This window comes from Streptomyces sp. NPDC002773 (assembly GCF_040295605.1).
In the GTDB taxonomy this organism is placed as follows: domain Bacteria; phylum Actinomycetota; class Actinomycetes; order Streptomycetales; family Streptomycetaceae; genus Streptomyces.
Genome location: NZ_JBEOVO010000005.1, coordinates 188,624 through 201,372, shown reverse-complemented (window position 1 = coordinate 201,372; position 12,749 = coordinate 188,624). Strand labels below are relative to the sequence as shown.

Annotated in this window: 14 protein-coding genes; 7 read left to right on the top strand and 7 right to left on the bottom strand. The window is 74.1% G+C overall.

The window, feature by feature from the left end; all coding sequences use genetic code 11:
- Positions 1–156 precede the first annotated feature (156 nt).
- The 3 genes from ABT034_RS09405 to ABT034_RS09395 all read left to right on the top strand — a co-directional run bounded on the left by ABT034_RS09405 (position 157) and on the right by ABT034_RS09395 (position 2,227).
- Positions 157–1,095, top strand: a complete 939-nt coding sequence (locus ABT034_RS09405; RefSeq protein ID WP_351213013.1) for a PAC2 family protein — start codon at positions 157–159, stop codon at positions 1,093–1,095.
- Between the two features lie 31 nt (positions 1,096–1,126).
- A complete protein-coding gene (gene coaE, locus ABT034_RS09400; RefSeq protein ID WP_351213011.1) occupies positions 1,127–1,732 on the top strand; it encodes a dephospho-CoA kinase in 606 nt (201 codons plus the stop codon).
- 126 nt (positions 1,733–1,858) lie between these two features.
- On the top strand, positions 1,859–2,227 hold the full coding sequence (locus tag ABT034_RS09395) for a tetratricopeptide repeat protein (RefSeq protein ID WP_351213233.1): 369 nt from the start codon (positions 1,859–1,861) through the stop codon (positions 2,225–2,227).
- 44 nt (positions 2,228–2,271) lie between these two features.
- Here the strand turns inward: ABT034_RS09395 and ABT034_RS09390 are convergent, their stop codons facing one another.
- Both ABT034_RS09390 and ABT034_RS09385 read right to left on the bottom strand, forming a co-directional pair.
- On the bottom strand, positions 2,272–2,541 hold the full coding sequence (locus ABT034_RS09390) for a DUF6343 family protein (protein ID WP_351213009.1): 270 nt from the start codon (positions 2,539–2,541) through the stop codon (positions 2,272–2,274).
- Between the two features lie 122 nt (positions 2,542–2,663).
- Positions 2,664–2,999: a hypothetical protein gene (locus tag ABT034_RS09385; RefSeq protein WP_351213007.1), complete on the bottom strand. Its 336-nt coding sequence runs from the start codon at positions 2,997–2,999 to the stop codon at positions 2,664–2,666.
- Between the two features lie 217 nt (positions 3,000–3,216).
- Here ABT034_RS09385 and ABT034_RS09380 point away from each other — a divergent pair, with 217 nt between their 5' ends.
- From ABT034_RS09380 to ABT034_RS09370, 3 genes are all read left to right on the top strand, one after another.
- Positions 3,217–6,081, top strand: coding sequence for an SCO1167/SCO6262 family helicase (locus tag ABT034_RS09380; protein WP_351213005.1), 2,865 nt, complete (start codon positions 3,217–3,219; stop codon positions 6,079–6,081).
- On the top strand, positions 6,078–7,346 hold the full coding sequence (locus tag ABT034_RS09375) for an SWIM zinc finger family protein (protein WP_351213003.1): 1,269 nt from the start codon (positions 6,078–6,080) through the stop codon (positions 7,344–7,346). The genes ABT034_RS09380 and ABT034_RS09375 overlap by 4 nt, the downstream gene beginning before the upstream one ends.
- 125 nt (positions 7,347–7,471) lie before the next feature.
- The gene (locus ABT034_RS09370) at positions 7,472–8,293 is read left to right on the top strand and encodes a chaplin (protein WP_351213001.1); all 822 of its coding nucleotides are present in this window, start codon (positions 7,472–7,474) and stop codon (positions 8,291–8,293) included.
- 48 nt (positions 8,294–8,341) lie between these two features.
- Here the strand turns inward: ABT034_RS09370 and ABT034_RS09365 are convergent, their stop codons facing one another.
- The 3 genes from ABT034_RS09365 to ABT034_RS09355 all read right to left on the bottom strand — a co-directional run bounded on the left by ABT034_RS09365 (position 8,342) and on the right by ABT034_RS09355 (position 10,819).
- Positions 8,342–9,031 (bottom strand): DUF2293 domain-containing protein, encoded by a 690-nt coding sequence (locus ABT034_RS09365; RefSeq protein ID WP_351212999.1) that lies wholly within the window; start codon positions 9,029–9,031, stop codon positions 8,342–8,344.
- A 14-nt stretch (positions 9,032–9,045) separates the two neighbouring features.
- The gene (kilB, locus tag ABT034_RS09360; RefSeq protein WP_351212997.1) at positions 9,046–9,504 is read right to left on the bottom strand and encodes a plasmid transfer protein KilB; all 459 of its coding nucleotides are present in this window, start codon (positions 9,502–9,504) and stop codon (positions 9,046–9,048) included.
- A 103-nt stretch (positions 9,505–9,607) separates the two neighbouring features.
- Entirely contained in the window at positions 9,608–10,819 is a 1,212-nt protein-coding gene (locus tag ABT034_RS09355; protein ID WP_351212995.1) for a pyridoxal phosphate-dependent aminotransferase, read from the bottom strand.
- Positions 10,820–10,910: 91 nt separating this feature from the next.
- On the opposite strand from ABT034_RS09355, the gene ABT034_RS09350 reads away from it, so the two are divergent.
- On the top strand, positions 10,911–11,555 hold the full coding sequence (locus ABT034_RS09350) for a winged helix-turn-helix transcriptional regulator (RefSeq protein WP_351212993.1): 645 nt from the start codon (positions 10,911–10,913) through the stop codon (positions 11,553–11,555).
- A 15-nt stretch (positions 11,556–11,570) separates the two neighbouring features.
- Here the strand turns inward: ABT034_RS09350 and ABT034_RS09345 are convergent, their stop codons facing one another.
- Positions 11,571–11,927 carry a MerR family transcriptional regulator gene (locus ABT034_RS09345; protein WP_351212991.1) on the bottom strand — a complete coding sequence of 119 codons (357 nt, stop codon included), beginning with the start codon at positions 11,925–11,927 and terminating at the stop codon, positions 11,571–11,573.
- A 26-nt stretch (positions 11,928–11,953) separates the two neighbouring features.
- Positions 11,954–12,706, bottom strand: a complete 753-nt coding sequence (locus ABT034_RS09340) for an SDR family NAD(P)-dependent oxidoreductase (protein ID WP_351212989.1) — start codon at positions 12,704–12,706, stop codon at positions 11,954–11,956.
- Positions 12,707–12,749: the final 43 nt, after the last annotated feature.

The window sequence follows — 12,749 nt, the reverse complement described above, 5'->3', positions numbered from 1 at the left end:
GCCCGCTCCCCTTCGGGGGAGCGGGCCTCGGTCGTTCTCCGGGCCTTGAACGGGACCAAGGTGCCTTCCTGAGCCGGGCCAAGGTGATCGCTCGGCGCGGGAATGGTGGTGCCGCACGAGACGTTCCCAGAGAGAACACGAGGAGGAGCGGTAACCGTGCTTGATCCCCAGGATTTGTACGAATGGGACCCGAAGGGCCTGGCCGTCGTCGACCTGGCCCTGGCGCAGGAGTCGGCCGGTCTTGTCATGCTCTACCACTTCGACGGCTACATCGACGCGGGCGAGACCGGTGAGCAGATCATCGAGCGACTGCTGGACACGCTGCCGCACCAGCTGGTGGCCCGCTTCGACCACGACCGGCTCGTGGACTACCGCGCCCGCCGCCCGCTGCTGACCTTCCGGCGCGACCGCTGGACCGCGTACGAGACGCCGTCCATCGAGGTCCGCCTCGTCCAGGACGCCACCGGGGCGCCCTTCCTCGTCCTCTCCGGCCCCGAGCCGGACGTGGAGTGGGAGCGGTTCGCCGCCGCCGTCCGGCAGATCATCGAGCGCCTCGGCGTGCGCCTCTCCGTCAACTTCCACGGCATCCCCATGGGCGTGCCGCACACCCGCCCCGTCGGACTCACCCCGCACGGCAGCCGCACCGACCTCATGCCCGGCCACCGCAGCCCCTTCGACGAGGCCCAGGTACCCGGCAGCGCCGAAGCGCTCGTCGAGTACCGGCTCACCGAGTCCGGGCACGACACCCTCGGTGTCGCCGCGCACGTGCCGCACTACGTCGCCCGCTCCCCGTACCCGGACGCGGCCCTCACCGCACTCGAGGCCATCACGGCCGCCACCGGCCTCGTCCTCCCCGCCGTCGCCCACTCCCTGCGGACGGAAGCCCGCCGCACCCAGACCGAGATCGACCGCCAGATCGGCGAGGGCGACGAGGAACTGGTCGCGCTCGTGCAGGGCCTTGAGCACCAGTACGACGCGGTGGCCGGAGCCGAGAGCCGCGGCAGCCTGGTCGCCGAGCCGGTCGACCTGCCGTCGGCGGACGAGCTGGGCCGCGAGTTCGAGCGCTTCCTCGCCGAGCGGGAGGGCGACTCCTAGCCCCGCCGGGCCAGGCCCTAAGCTGCCGCTCATGCTGAAGGTGGGCCTGACCGGCGGGATCGGCGCCGGCAAGAGCGAAGTGTCACGGCTGCTCGTCTCCTACGGGGCCGTGCTGATCGACGCGGACCGGATCGCCCGCGAGGTCGTCGAGCCCGGCACGCCGGGGCTCGCGGCCGTCGTCGAGGCCTTCGGGGACGGCGTCCTCACCGCTGAGGGGACGCTCGACCGGCCGAAGCTCGGCTCCATCGTCTTCGCCGACGCCGGCCGTCTGGCCGCCCTCAACGCCATCGTCCACCCCCTGGTCGGGGCCCGGTCGGCGGAGCTGGAGAGCCGCGCCGGGACCGGAGACGTGGTCGTCCACGACGTACCCCTGCTCACCGAGAACGGCCTCGCGCCGCTGTACGAGCTCGTCGTGGTCGTGGACGCGTCCCCGGAGACCCAGCTCGACCGGCTCGTACGGCTCCGCGGCATGGCCGAGTCCGAGGCGACGGCCCGGATGGCGGCCCAGGCCACGCGCGCGCAGCGGCTGGCCGTCGCGGATCTCGTGATCGACAACGACGGACCGCTCGACGCCCTCGAACCGCAGGTGCGGAAGGTCTGGGACGAGCTGGAGCGCAGGGCGGCGGGAGCCGCCTAGGGCCCGGCCGACGGTGACGCCGGGCGGCAGGTGGGGGGCCGCCGTGGCCGTGGCGCCCCCCCTCCGGGAGGAATGCGGCTGCCGGGTCCGGTGTTCAACCACCGGATCGAGGGGAAGGATGCCATGGTGGCCGACAGAAACCCGGAAACGCACGTCATCGACTTCCGCGCCGCCGAGCACCTGCTGGCCGCGCGGGATCCCCAGGGTGCCGTGAAGCTCCTCGACTCGGTGATCGCCGCGCATCCCGAGAACACGGCGGCGCGTCTGCTGCGTGCCCGTGCGTTCTTCGCCGCCGCGCAGCTGCGGCCGGCGCAGCTGGAGTTCGAGCTGGTCCTGGAGCGCGAGCCGGACAACGCGTTCGCGCACTTCGCGCTCGCCCGCACCTTCGAGCGCTCGGGCCAGACGGCCCAGGCCACCCGGCACTTCCGCCTTGCCGCCGCGCTCGACCCGAAGCCGGAGTACCTCCAGGCGGCGGGGTTCGACACGGAGAAGTAGGGCGGGCCGGGGCGGTCAGCGTCCGGCGGGGCAGGCCGGGGCGGTCAGCGTCCTGTGCCGCCGTGATCGGGTTCGTACGGCGGGATGTTCCGGCCGGGCTGCCAGTGCGGGCCCTGGTGGAGGTGGCGCAGCACCATCGCCAGGTCGAACGTGACGACGAGGAACAGCACGCCGCAGGCCGCGGCCCAGCCGGGGCGGCCCACCAGCGAGAACGCGGTCGTACCGAAGGCGGCCCAGAGCAGGCCCCACACGCTCAGCCAGAACCGCAACCGCAGGGCGCTGCGCGCGGTCGCCGGCTCGCTGCCGGTACGCATGAGGGTCACCCCCTCCCCGTCGGGGCCTCTGGAGGCACTTCCAGGATGGACCCTGGGAAGGGGGAAGGGAACCGGCGCCCGGGCCGGACGTGGCCTGACCTTGAGTGCGGTCGGACGCGCGCCTAGTGGATGACGCTGTAGCTGCGCCAGGGCAGCGTGCCCGGCACGATCCCGTCGCCGCTGTTGCTCGGGAGGTACGTGGAGTCCTTGCCCTTACAGTCGCGCGTCGGGTACAGCACGATGTCGACCAAAGTGTTGTTCTCGACCTTGGTGGCGCCGGCCGGCGCGAGGTGGTGGCAGCCCTTCACCAGGGGGCTGGTGACCATGACCGCCACCTCTCGTTCCGTCTCGTACGAGATCGTGCCCACGGCGCTGCGGCCCAGGCCCGAGCAACCGGCGACGGCGAGGGAGAGCAGCACGGCCCCGGTGGCGGTCGTGAGACGCCGGCGAACGGACATGGCGGATCCTCTTCTGTCATGAATGAAGCCTGTGACCTGTCGTGGAGGCGTTCCAGGCCACCCTCCCGCCCCCGGAGCCGGGTGTCATCCGCTGCTGGGCCGCCCGGGGGAGCGTGCCCGACGGCCGTTGTCAGACCCCACCCGTAAGGTCGGAGACCAGTCGACATCGTCCCGATGCCGTCTCGGCATCGTCACCCGGTGGAAGGAGCGCGGAGCCGTGACACACACCTGGATCACCAGCGCCGCGGTCTTCCTGCCGGCCGCCCTGCCCCGGGAGGGCCGGGTCGCCTTCTGGGCCCCCGACGGCGGGGCGCTGCCGGACCAGGCGGGCAGCGGGGCGGAGCCCGTCGAGCTGACCGTCGCCAGGCGGTACGGCGGCGGCGCCCGGGGCCGTGCCGTGCCCGCCCTGAGCCTCCCCGTCGACGCAGCCCTGCCGCACCTCGTCGCGGCCCGCCACCACCCGGCCGCCCATCCCGCCACCGCCGGCTGGGGCGCCGCCGCTCTCCACGCCCTCCACCTGGTGGCCCGCGGCCGGATGTTGCCGGGCCTGACCGCCGACGACCTGGACGCCTGGCGCGCCGGGCCCCTGGACGCCGACGACATCGCCCACCTGCGGGCCGTCGCCGCGGCCCTGCCGTACGAGGCGCACGCCGTGCCCGTCCCCGGGCCGGGGCCGCTGCGGCTGCCCGATCCCGAAGCCCTCGTGCGCGCCTTCCTCGACGCGGTCGCCGACGTGCTGCCCCGTACCCCGGCCGCCGCCCACGCGGTCGGGGCGCCGTTCGCCTCCCGCGCGCCCCAGCACCTGCCCCGCGCGCGGGCCTGGGCCGCCGAGGCGGCGGCGGGGATGGACGCGGGCGTCCGGGTCTCGCTCCGCCTGGACCTCTCGCCGTACGACCTCTTCGACACGGCCGCCGGAGGCGACCCCGCCGAGGACGGGGGAGAGGGGCACCGCGGTGAGCGCCACGCGGCCGGCGCGCTCCTCCAGGTCCACAGCCTCGCCGACCCGACCCTCGTCATCGACGCCACGGCCCTGTGGGCGGGGGAGGGCGAGCACTTCGGGCCCCGCGCCCGGATCGACGCCGTCCTCGCGCTGCGCCGGGCCGCCCGCGTCTGGCCCCCGCTCGGCCGGCTCCTGGAGCGGGACGTGCCCGATGTCCTCGCCGTCACCGAGGACGAGCTGTACGAGCTGCTCGGCCCCGCCGCCGCCCGGCTCGCCGACGCCGGGGTCGCCGTCCACTGGCCCCGCGAGCTGGCCCGCTCGCTCAGCGCCTCCGCCGTCGTCCGGGCCGACCGGGTCGCGCCCGGCTCCGCGACCGACGGCACCGCCTTCTTCGACAGCGAGGAACTCCTCCGGTTCAACTGGCAGCTGGCCCTCGACGGCGATCCGCTCACCGACCGCGAGATGGACCAGCTCGCCGAGGCGCACCGGCCCATCGTGCGCCTCCGTGACCAGTGGGTCGTCGTCGACCCCGACCTCGTGCGCAAGGCGCGCAAGCGGGAACTGGGCCTGCTCGAACCGGTCGACGCCCTCGCCGTCGCCCTCACCGGTACCGCCGAGGTGGACGGCGAGACCGTGCCCGCCGTCCCCGTCGGGGCGCTCGCCGCGCTCCGCGACCGGCTCCTGGCCGGCCCCGAGGACGTGCAGGCACCGCCCGGTCTCACCGCCACCCTCCGCGACTACCAGTTGCGCGGCCTCGCCTGGCTCGACCTGATGACCTCGCTCGGTCTCGGCGGCTGCCTCGCCGACGACATGGGCCTCGGCAAGACCGTCACCCTCATCGCCCTCCACCTGCGCCGCGCCCGCCGCGCCCCGACCCTCGTCGTCTGCCCGGCGTCCCTGCTCGGCAACTGGCAGCGGGAGGTGGAGAAGTTCGCCCCCGGCGTGCCCGTACGGCGTTTCCACGGAGCCGACCGCGACCTCGAAGGCGCCGAGGGCGGATTCGTCCTCACCACGTACGGCACCCTGCGCACCAGCGCCGCCCAACTGGCCGAGCAGGAGTGGGGAATGGTCGTCGCCGACGAGGCCCAGCACGTCAAGAACCCGTTCTCCGCGACCGCGCGGGCGCTGCGCGAGATCCCCGCACCCGCCAGGGTCGCCCTCACCGGCACCCCCGTGGAGAACAACCTCTCCGAGCTCTGGGCGCTCCTCGACTGGACCACCCCGGGTCTCCTCGGCCCGCTCAAGGCCTTCCGCTCGCGGCACGCCCGCGCCGTGGAGAACCACGAGGAGATCGAGCACGAGGAGGCGGTCGAGCGGCTCGCCCGGCTCGTACGGCCCTTCCTGCTGCGCCGCCGCAAGTCCGACCCCGGCATCGTCCCCGAGCTGCCGCCCAAGACGGAGTCCGACCATCCCGTCGCCCTCACCCGGGAACAGGCCTCGCTCTACGAGGCGGTCGTCCGCGAGACCATGGCGCGGATCGAGGAGGCCCGGGGCATGGCCCGCCGGGGCCTCGTCATGAAGCTGCTGACCTCCCTCAAGCAGATCTGCAACCACCCCGCGCAGTACCTGAAGGAACAGGCGCCGTCCGGCGTGGGCACCGCGCGGCTCGCCGGCCGCTCGGGGAAGCTCGCCCTGCTCGACGAGCTCCTCGACACGATCCTCGCGGAGGACGGGTCGGTGCTCGTCTTCACCCAGTACGTGTCGATGGCGCGACTCCTGGCCGACCATCTGGCCGCGCGCGGGATCCAGGCCCAACTCCTCCACGGCGGCACCCCGGTGGCCGAGCGGGAGCGGATGGTCGACCGGTTCCAGGACGGCGAGGTCCCGGTCTTCCTGCTCTCCCTCAAGGCCGCGGGCACCGGCCTCAACCTGACCCGGGCCGGCCACGTCGTCCACTACGACCGCTGGTGGAACCCGGCCGTCGAGGAGCAGGCCACCGACCGGGCCTACCGCATCGGGCAGACCCAGCCGGTCCAGGTCCACCGGCTCGTCGCCGAGGGCACGGTCGAGGACCGGATCGCCGAGATGCTCCGCGCCAAGCGGGCCCTGGCCGACGCCGTCCTCGGCACCGGCGAGGCGGCCCTCACCGAACTGACCGACCGGGAGCTCGCCGACCTGGTGTCCCTGAGGAGGTCCTCGTGACCATCGCCAGGGGCGGCCGCGGAGCCGCCCCCCGCCACGACGACCGCCGCCGCAGCTTCCCGCAGGTCGCGCCCCGCGAGGCCCCCGACGGCCGGTTCGCCGCCACCTGGTGGGGCAACGCCTGGGTCGAGGCCCTCGAGGACACCGCCCTCGACCCGGCCCGTCTCGCCCGCGGCAAGGCGTACGCGGGACGCGGCCATGTCGACGCGATCACCGTCACCCCCGGCCGGGTCGTCGCCTACGTCCACGGCAGCCGCGCCCGCCCGTACCGCGCCGAGATCCGGATGCGGACGCTCGGCGACGACGGCTGGGAGCGCTTCCTCGACGAGGCCACCGCCCGCCCCGACCACATCGCCGCCCTCCTCGACAAGGACGTGCCGCACGCCCTGGAAGCGGTCACCGGACTGCTGCCCGCGCCGGGCGACCTCGTCCCCGACTGCACCTGCCCGGACGACGGTTACCCCTGCAAGCACGCCGCCGCCCTCTGCTACCAGGCCGCGCGGCTCCTCGACGAGGACCCGTTCGTCCTCTTCCTGATGCGCGGCCGCGGGGAGCAGGAGCTCCTCGCCGAACTCACCCGGCGCAACGCGGCCCGGTCCGCCGCCGAGACGATCGCCGCCGCGCCCCCGATGCCCACCGTTCCCGCCCGTGCCGTGCTCGACGCGATGGACAGGCCCGGGCTGCCGCTGCCCCCGCCGCTGCCCCTGCCGGACCGGCCGGGGCGCCCCGCCGTCTTCCCGCCCGACCCCGACGCGCCCGACCCGCTCGCCCTCGACCTCCTCGCCACCGAAGCCGCCGCCCGCGCCCACGTGTTCCTCGGCACCGGACACGACCCGGTCGCCGCCCTCACCCCCTGGCAGGACGCCGTCCGGCTCGCCGCCGCGCACCCCGGTTCCGGGCTCACCGCCTCGACCCGCGCCCTCTACCGCGACCTGGCGTACGCCCTCGACCGCACCCCGACGGACCTCGCCCGCGCCGTCGCAGCCTGGCGGCAGGGCGGAGCGGCGGGCCTCGCCGTACTCGAAGAGCCCTGGGATCCGCCGGCGGGTCCGTTCGACCGCGCCAGGCCCGCGCTGATCGCCGCCGACTTCCCCGCCTTCAGACCCTGGCGCAACCGGCTCTCCACCGAGTCCCTCCAGCTCCGCCTCGGCCGTGACGGCCTCTGGTACGGATACGAGTCGGACGCCGGCCGTGAGGACTGGTGGCCGCGCGGCACCCCCGATCCGGACCCGGTCGGAGCCCTCACCGACCTCCTGGGACGCTGACCGACACTCGAACGGAGTCCCACTCGATGGAGTGAATCCGGTCAACGGCCGGATCCGGCACGTGCGTTTGCCGCGTTGATTCGGGTACGGGCACTTGCCCGCACACCTCCGGAAGGCAGGAAGCCATGAGGCAGATTCGCCGAAGTGGTCTGGCCACACTGTTGGTCACGGGTGGGGCGCTCGCGCTCTCGGCGGGCGCCGCGCACGCCGACTCCGGCGCACAGAGCGCCGCGGTCGGTTCGCCGGGCGTCGGCTCCGGCAACACGGTTCAGCTGCCGGTGCACGTGCCGGTCAACGTCTGCGGGAACACGGTCAGCGTCGTCGGTCTGCTCAACCCGGCCTTCGGCAACAGCTGCGCCAACCATTCGTCCGCCCCCGAGCCCAAGGGCTACGGATCGGACGAGGGCGGCGGCCGGGCCCACAAGGACCTGCCCGGCACCCCCCGCGGCGGCGAGCAGGCCGGCGGCTCCCACGGCGGGGGCTCGCAGGGCGGTTCGCAGGGCGGCACCTCCAACGGCGGCGGGTCCACGGCCGAGGGCGTCGCCGCGGGCTCTCCCGGCATCCTCTCCGGCAACGCGATCCAGCTGCCGGTCGACCTCCCCGTGAACGTCAGCGGGAACTCGGTCAACGTCGTCGGTCTGCTCAACCCGGTCTTCGGCAACACGTCGGTCAACGGACCCTCGAAGCCGGCGCAGCCGATCGAGAAGCCGACGCCGCGCCCGCAGACCCCCGTCCGGAACGTGCCGGTCCCGCAGACCGAGACGGAGACCGGGACGGAGACGGAGAAGCCCGCTCCCGCCCCCGCGCCGCAGGGTGAGACGGGCCCGGTCGCGCTGGCCGAGACGGGTGCGGACACCATCGGCTACGCCGCCTCGGCGAGTGCCGCGCTGCTGCTCGGCGGCGCCCTTCTGTACCGTCGCGCGCGCCGCGCCGGAGACCAGGCCTGACGGTCCCCGACCTCGCGGTCAGGCCGAGGCGCGCTGACACCCGAGCCGTCAGTCGTGTCCCCGGCCAGGGGCGCCCTCGCCGCCGCGACGCCAGGCCCGGAGCACCGCCTCGATGGCGGGAGCGATGCTCGTCCGGGCCTGGTGCCGAGGAACCCCCCGCATCAGCAGCGTGTCGTACGGCGTGTCGACATGCCGTACGGAGGCACGCACCGCGGCCGTGACGGCGCCGCGGTCGAGCGAGCGGCCCGCGGCCGTGCGCCCCACCCGTCCACTGCCCTTCGCCGAGGCGTGGACGGCGATCTCCGTGGCCCGGTCCGCCGGGCAGGAGGGGAAGAGCCGCAGGATCTCCGCCCGGAGGACCTCGGTGATCTCCGCGTCCAGTGCCGCGCGCCGCGCCGCGTCCCTGGCCCGGCGCCTGGCCCGTGCGTCCGCGTCGGCCAGGCAGGCCAGCTCCGCCTCCGCCAGCGCCGCCTCCTCCACGAGGAGGCCCTGACGCTCGTACCGGGTACGGCGCCGGTTGTGCCGTACCACCACCGCCCACAGCGCACTGCCCTCCCGGGCGCGGCGGGTGAGCGCCGTGTCGCCCCGGCGCAGGAAGACCAGGTGCCCGAGGTCGGCGCAGTCCAGGCAGACCGGCGCGTTGAACTCGACGATCATCCGTTCCAGCGGCCCCTGCCGGCACTCCGAGCAGCGGCGGCGCCTGAGCGGTTCGACGACGACGGGTGCGACGAGGTCCATGTCCGCCGCCCCGCTCAGCGGACGCCGGGCGCGGCGGCGGAGACGAACAGGGCGAGCGCCTCCTTCGCCTGCTCGGAGCGGCGGGCCCGCTCCGCCTCGCCCACCGCCTCGTGCATGCAGTGGGTCTCGTCGAAGGCGGCCTCGGCCAGTCGGCGGATGTGGGCGTCGTCGCACACCAACTGGACGCGGAAGAGCGCCTGTCGCGCGGCGGTGCGCTGCCGGTAGGAGGCGTGGCGGGACTCCTCCGCCTCCTCGGATCCGGGCTCCTTGGCCGCCCGGAACCAGCGGTCGTTCTGGCTGTGGAGGTAGTCGACGACCGCGCCCGCGTAGGCGCTGTAGGTCGCGATCCGCTCCTGGCGGAGCTGTTCGGTACGGGCGAGCGAGGCCATGCGCTCGGTGGACCGCGCCTGGAACCAGTGGGTGGCGATGACACCCAACAGGGTTCCCGCCACCGCTATCAGCGCCACATCCATGACCGGCCGCCCCCGTCTCCCCGGCCGTCTCCGCGGCCGCTTCCCTCGTCGGGTCCGAAGATCCTTCAGACCCTCAGATCATGACAGCCGACGGGGCGGGACGTCACTGCCGGTAGCCGCTCAGGAAGCGGCCGATCCGGCTGATCGCGGCGTCGAGGTCGTCGGCGTACGGCAGGGTCAGGATGCGGAAGTGGTCCGGGCGCGGCCAGTTGAAGCCGGTGCCCTGGACGACCTGGATCTTCTCCCGCAGGAGCAGGTCGAGGACGAACTTCTCGTCGTCGTGGATCCTGTGCACGGCCGGATCGAGGCGCGGGAAGGCGTACAGCGCTCCCTTCGGCTTCACGCAGGAGACGCCGGGGATCTCGTTGAGCTTCTCCCAGGCCCGGTCGCGCTGTTCGCGCAGCCGGCCGCCGGGGGCGGTCAGCTCGTGGATCGACTGGCGGCCGCCGAGCGCGGCCTGGATGGCGTACTGGGCGGGGGCGTTGGGGCAGAGCCGCATGGAGGCGAGCATGGTGAGGCCCTCCAGATAGCTCTTGGCGTGCTGCTTGGGGCCGGTGACGACCAGCCAGCCGGAGCGGAAGCCCGCCACCCGGTACGTCTTGGAGAGCCCGCCGAAGGTGAGGACGACGAGGTCGGGGGCGAGGGAGGCGGCGGGGTAGTGGACGGCCTCGTCGTAGACGATCTGGTCGTAGATCTCGTCGGCGAAGACCATCAGGCCGTGGCGGCGGGCGAGGTCGAGGATGCCCTCGACGATCTCCTTCGGGTAGACCGCGCCGGTGGGGTTGTTGGGGTTGATGATGACGACGGCCCGGGTCCGGTCGGTGATCTTCGACGCCATGTCGTCGAGGTCCGGGTACCAGTCCGCGGACTCGTCGCACAGGTAGTGCACGGCCTTGCCGCCCGCCAGGGTGGTGACCGCCGTCCACAGCGGGAAGTCCGGGGCGGGGATCAGCACCTCGTCGCCGTCCTCCAGGAGGGCCTGCACGGCCATGGAGACGAGCTCAGAGACGCCGTTGCCGAGGAAGACGTCGTCGACGTCGACCTCCGGAAGTCCCATGCCCTGGTAGCGCTGGGCCACGGCGCGGCGGGCGGAGAGGATGCCGCGGGAATCGGTGTACCCATGGGCCTTCGGGAGCATCCGGATCATGTCCTGGACGATCTCCTCGGGCGCCTCGAAGCCGAAGAGCGCCGGGTTGCCGGTGTTGAGGCGCAGGACGCTGTGGCCCGCCTCCTCCAGCGCGTTGGCGTGCTCGATGACCGGGCCCCGGATCTCGTAGCAGACCTCGCTCAGCTTGCTCGACTGCCGGAACTCCATGTCCGACCTCCCCAAGTCCCCGGAATCAGTGTTACTTGGTTTTACCAAGTTCGAGCTTGGAAAGTCCAACAACATGTCTAGACTGCGTCGCATGCCACGTCAGCCACGCCGCCGCAGCTACGACCAGCACTGCGCCGCCGCGCGCGCCCTCGACCTCGTCGGCGACCGCTGGACCCTGCTCGTCGTCCGCGAACTCCTCGCCGGGCCGCGCCGCTACACCGACCTCCACGCCGACCTGCCGGGCGTCAGCACGGACATGCTCGCCGGCCGCCTCAAGGACATGGAGGGCGCCGAGCTCGTCACCCGCCACCGACTGCCCCCGCCCGCCTCGGCGTTCGTGTACGAGCTCACCCCGCGCGGACGCGAGCTGCTGCCCGTGCTGCGCGCCCTCGCCGCCTGGGGGGCGCCGGAGCTCGGCGAGCCGCGGCCCACCGACGCCGTCCGCGCGCACTGGTACGCGATCCCGCTCCTCGGGGTGCTCGCCGGGCTGGGCGAGGGCGTCGTCCAGGTGACCCTGGACGAGGGCGAGTTCCACGTACGGGTCGGGGGCGACGGGAGTGTCTCGTACGGGGACGGGGTGTACGGCGCCGGTACGGCGGCGGTGCCGGACGCGCGGCTGCGGACCGACGCGGCGACCTGCCGGGCCCTGGCGGGCGGGGAGCTGACGCTCGCCGAGGCGGTCGAAACGGGCCGCGCCACCCTCGAACCGGCCACGGCGGCCGCCGGGGCCCGCTGACCCCTCCGGCCGGGTTCAGGTGCGGGCGGACCCCGCGGCCAGGGAACGCGCGAGGCGGTCCCGGGCCTCGGTCTGCGCCGCGATCCGCGCGTCGAGCACGGCGAGGCGCTCGCGGGCGATCTCCAGACCACGGGCGGACGGCCGGGCCGACGCCAGGTCCCCGTCGAGGCAGGAACGGAACGCGGACACGTCGTCCAGGGTGAGCCCCGCGTCGAGCAGGTACCGGATGTTCGCCACCCGCGCGACCGCGTTCTCCCCGTACACCCGGTATCCGTTGGCCGCGCGGTCCGACGTGATCAGTCCCGCCGTCTCGTAGTGGCGCAGCGCGCGGGGCGACACCCCGGTCCGCCGGGCCAGTTCACCGATGCGCAAGGGCGCCACCTCCTCACGCAGTGGTATCACGCGACCAGCGCACCCCCGTCGACGGGCAGCACGGTGCCGGTCAGGAAGGAGGCGTCCGGCGCGGCGAGCGCGGTGATCGCCCAGGCGACCTCCTCCGGCCTGCCGATCCGGCCCAGCGGGGTGTGCGCGAGCTGCCACGCCCGTACCGCCGCCAGCTGTTCGGGGGAGAGGCCCATGTGGTCACCGATCGGGGTCTCGATCGGGCCGGGGGCGACCGCCACCACCCGGACGCCGTCGGGCGCGAGCTCCACCGCCCAGCAGCGGGTCAGCGTCTCCAGGGCGCTCTTCGTCGCCGGATAGACGGAGTTGGCAGGCCAGCCGCGCTGCCCGATCGTCGTCGTCACGTTCACGACCACGCCCCGGGACGCCCGGAGCGCGGGGACGGCGGCCTGGGTGAGCAGGACCGGGGCGACGAGATTGGTCTCCAGGAGCGGGGTGATCACGGAGCGGTCGAGGGTGCCCAGCGGGCCGCCGGCGGAGATCCCCGCGTTGTTGACGAGCACGTCGAGGCGGCCGTGGCCGGTGAGGGCGGCGCGGACGATCTCCTCGGCCGCGCCGTCCGCGGTGACGTCGGCGACGTACGGGCGGATCCCGGGGTGCCCCTCGGCCGTCTCCCGCAGCGGCGCCTCCCTGCGGCCGACGGCGACGACCGTCGCTCCCTGCCCGGCGAAGGCGCGAGCGGTGGCGCGACCGATGCCGGTGCCCGCGCCGGTGACGACAACGACCCTGGTGGGTGTGGTGGTGTCCATGAATCCGATGGTCGAACAATGACGCCAGTGACAAGGTCAAGCC